Raw genomic sequence first — 2,633 nt, 5'->3', positions numbered from 1 at the left:
GCCGGCCGACGATGGTGCGATGGCGGCGCGGGGCCGCCGGGCGGAGCGACCGAGGCGGGTCAGAGCCCCGTCGCGCGCAGCGCCGCCCGCAGCGTCGCGGCCTCCGCATCGCGGACCGGCGGCTGCGGTGGGCGCACGGCCGGGTCCGGGATGACGCCCATCTCGGCGAGGCAGAACTTCAGCCGCGCCGTGGCGCGGCCGGCCGGCGGGTCGCCATAGATCGCCTCGGCCAGCGGCTCCAGCGTCTCGTGCAGCGTGCGCGCCCGCGGCAGGTCGCCTGCGCGCACGGCGGCGTCGAGTGCCACGATCTCGTCCGGCAGCAGATCGGCGAGCGAGACCAGCGATCCATCCGATCCGTGCACCATGCAGGCCAGCAGATGCTCGTCGCCGCTGGCACAGACCGCGACCTCCGGCCGCTTCGCCTTCGCCTGGCGCCGCAGCGCGTCGTAGCGGTCCACCTCCCAGGAGCCCTCCTTGATCCCGACCACCTCGGGGATGTCGAGGAGGGCGTCGAGCGTCTCCGGCGTGAAGGCCATCCGGCCCGCGGCGTGATGCGCGGCGAAGAGGAAGACCGGCATGCCGGGCACCGCGGCGAGGATGGTGCGGTGATGCAGCAGCGCCATCTCCGTCGTCTGCGCCAGCGCGAAGCCGTTGGGGAGGAACACCATGATCGCATCCGCGCCCGCCGCGCGCGCGTCGCGCGCTTCCGCAGCGGCTTCCAGGCTGCTCTCGGCGTTGACGCCGGCGACCACGATGCGGCTGGCGCCGACCGTCGTGACCGCGACCTCCACCGCGCGCCGCTTCTCGGCCCGGGAGATCACGAAGTTCTCGCCCGCATGGCCGTTCATCAGCACCCCCGCGATGCCGGGGCGCAGCAAGCAATGCGCCGTGTGGCGCGCATAGGCGTCCCAGTCCGGGGCGAAGTCGGCGCCCCGCATCGGCAGCACCGTGGACGGGTAGATGCCGTGGAACCGCGTCGGGCCGTCCGGGATCATGCGTGCTCCATCGTCAGCAGCCGGTCGATGGGGAAGAGCGGCAGCTCCGGCGCCTCGCCCCGGATCGCCTGCGCGAGCAGCTTCCCGAAATAGGGGCCGCTCGTGTAGCCGGAATGCACGCTGCCGATGATCCAGGCATCCGGCACGCCCGGGATCGGCCCGATCGCCGGCAGGGCATCCGCGGTCTCGGCTTCGAGGCCTAGCCAGGCGCGCGCCACGCGCGCGTCGCGCAGCGCCGGGATGGCGTGCGCGGCAAGCCGGACATTGCCGAGCAGGTTCTCCGCCCGCACCCCAAGACCGCCGCGCTGGCGGTCGCCGATGCCTTGCCAGCCGCCTCCGATCAGCACCGTGCCGTTCGCGTACTGCTTGAGCGACAGCAGGCCGGAAGCGACGCCGAGCACCGTCCGCATCACGGGCGCCAGGCGCTCGGTCACGACAAGCTGGTTGACCAGCGCCTTGACCGGCAGCCGGAGGCCGAGCCAGCCGGCCATCTCCTCCAGCCAGACGCCGCCGGCCAGCACGATCCGTCGCGCCTGCAGACCTTCCTTCGCGGTGCGCAGCGCGAAGCCCTGGCCTGCCTGCTCCACGCCGGTCACCGCGCGCCCTTCGAACAGCGCGACGCCGGCGTTCAGCAGGGCAGGGCGGAAGGCACGGCCCGTCAGATAGGCGCTGGCGAAGCCGTCGATCGGGCAATGGGCGGCGAGCAGCACCTTGTCGGTCAGGCCGGGTTCGATCTCCATGGCCCGGCCGCCCGAGACCAATTCGATCGGCGCGCCGGCCTGACGGCGGACGCGCGCGCGCTCCTCCAGCATCGCCGCTTCGCTCTCGGTGAAGGCGACGGAGAGACCGGGGCAGGCGACGGCCAGCACGTGCCCGCCATCGCACCACTCCGGCATGCGCAGCCACATCTCATGCGCCCGCAGCGCATAGGGGATCAGCGCGGCGCGGGTCATCTGCATGGTCAGCGTGCCGGCATTGACGCCGGACGCCTCGCGGCAGATGGCGCCGCGGTCGAGCAGGGCGACCGTCATGCCGGCCCGCGCCAAGTGCAGCGCCGTGCTGCAGCCCATCACGCCGGCCCCGATGACGGCGCAGTCGAAGGCGTGGCCGGCCGTTTCACGCCCCCGGTGCTCGCCGCGTCCGACGGCTCCGCCCTCCGGCGATCGGACGGCGGCGGTCATATCGGCGCCGGCGCCGGCACGGGGATGTCGGCGTAGTCGAAGTCGCCGAGCAGCGCCTCCATCGGCACCGGCCGCAGCGGCAGGCGGCCGGTCGCGAAGCCGGCATGCTCGCGCCCGCCGACGCGCCGGGCGACGAGTTCCGCCGCCGTCTCGCCGCAGACGCGGCCCTGGCACGGTCCCATGCCGCAGCGCGTGAACTGCTTCAGCTGGTTCACGTCGGCAGCGCCGTCGTCCAGCGCCGCCTCGATCTCCGCCCGCGTCACGCCTTCGCAGCGGCAGACCACCGTCTCGGGCGGGATGGCGGAGACGAGCTCGGGCCGTAGCGCCATGATGCGCGCCATGGCGGCCCCCGTGCGCGCGGCGCGCCAGCCCTGGATCCAGGGCCGCCAGCGCGCCCGTGCATGGGCGCGGCCGTCCAGAAGCTCGAGGTCGCGCAGCGCCGCCAGGGCGGCGAGCC

Annotated in this window: 3 protein-coding genes; all 3 read right to left on the bottom strand. The window is 74.2% G+C overall.

Annotated elements, in window-relative coordinates; genetic code table 11:
* Nucleotides 1-59: 59 nt before the first annotated feature.
* Nucleotides 60-995, bottom strand: a complete 936-nt coding sequence (locus L2I40_RS21720) for a dihydrodipicolinate synthase family protein (protein ID WP_237217328.1) — start codon at nt 993-995, stop codon at nt 60-62.
* A complete protein-coding gene (locus tag L2I40_RS21715) occupies nt 992-2,176 on the bottom strand; it encodes an NAD(P)/FAD-dependent oxidoreductase (RefSeq protein ID WP_237217327.1) in 1,185 nt (394 codons plus the stop codon). The genes L2I40_RS21720 and L2I40_RS21715 overlap by 4 nt, the downstream gene beginning before the upstream one ends.
* On the bottom strand, nt 2,173-2,633 hold a 461-nt coding region (locus L2I40_RS21710), incomplete at its 5' end, for a (2Fe-2S)-binding protein (protein ID WP_272910995.1). The genes L2I40_RS21715 and L2I40_RS21710, both read right to left, overlap by 4 nt.

This window comes from Falsiroseomonas oryziterrae, from assembly GCF_021864505.1.
Lineage (GTDB): Bacteria > Pseudomonadota > Alphaproteobacteria > Acetobacterales > Acetobacteraceae > Falsiroseomonas > Falsiroseomonas oryziterrae.
Note: the sequence above shows the minus strand (reverse complement) of the source record. Positions and strands in the feature narration are given on the sequence as shown.

Bases quoted from the DNA above. Each gene is read 5' to 3' on its own strand.
- L2I40_RS21720 (WP_237217328.1), bottom strand. From the start codon at position 995: ATGATCCCGGACGGCCCGACGCGGTTCCACGGCATCTACCCGTCCACG.
- L2I40_RS21715 (WP_237217327.1), bottom strand. From the start codon at position 2,176: ATGACCGCCGCCGTCCGATCGCCGGAGGGCGGAGCCGTCGGACGCGGC.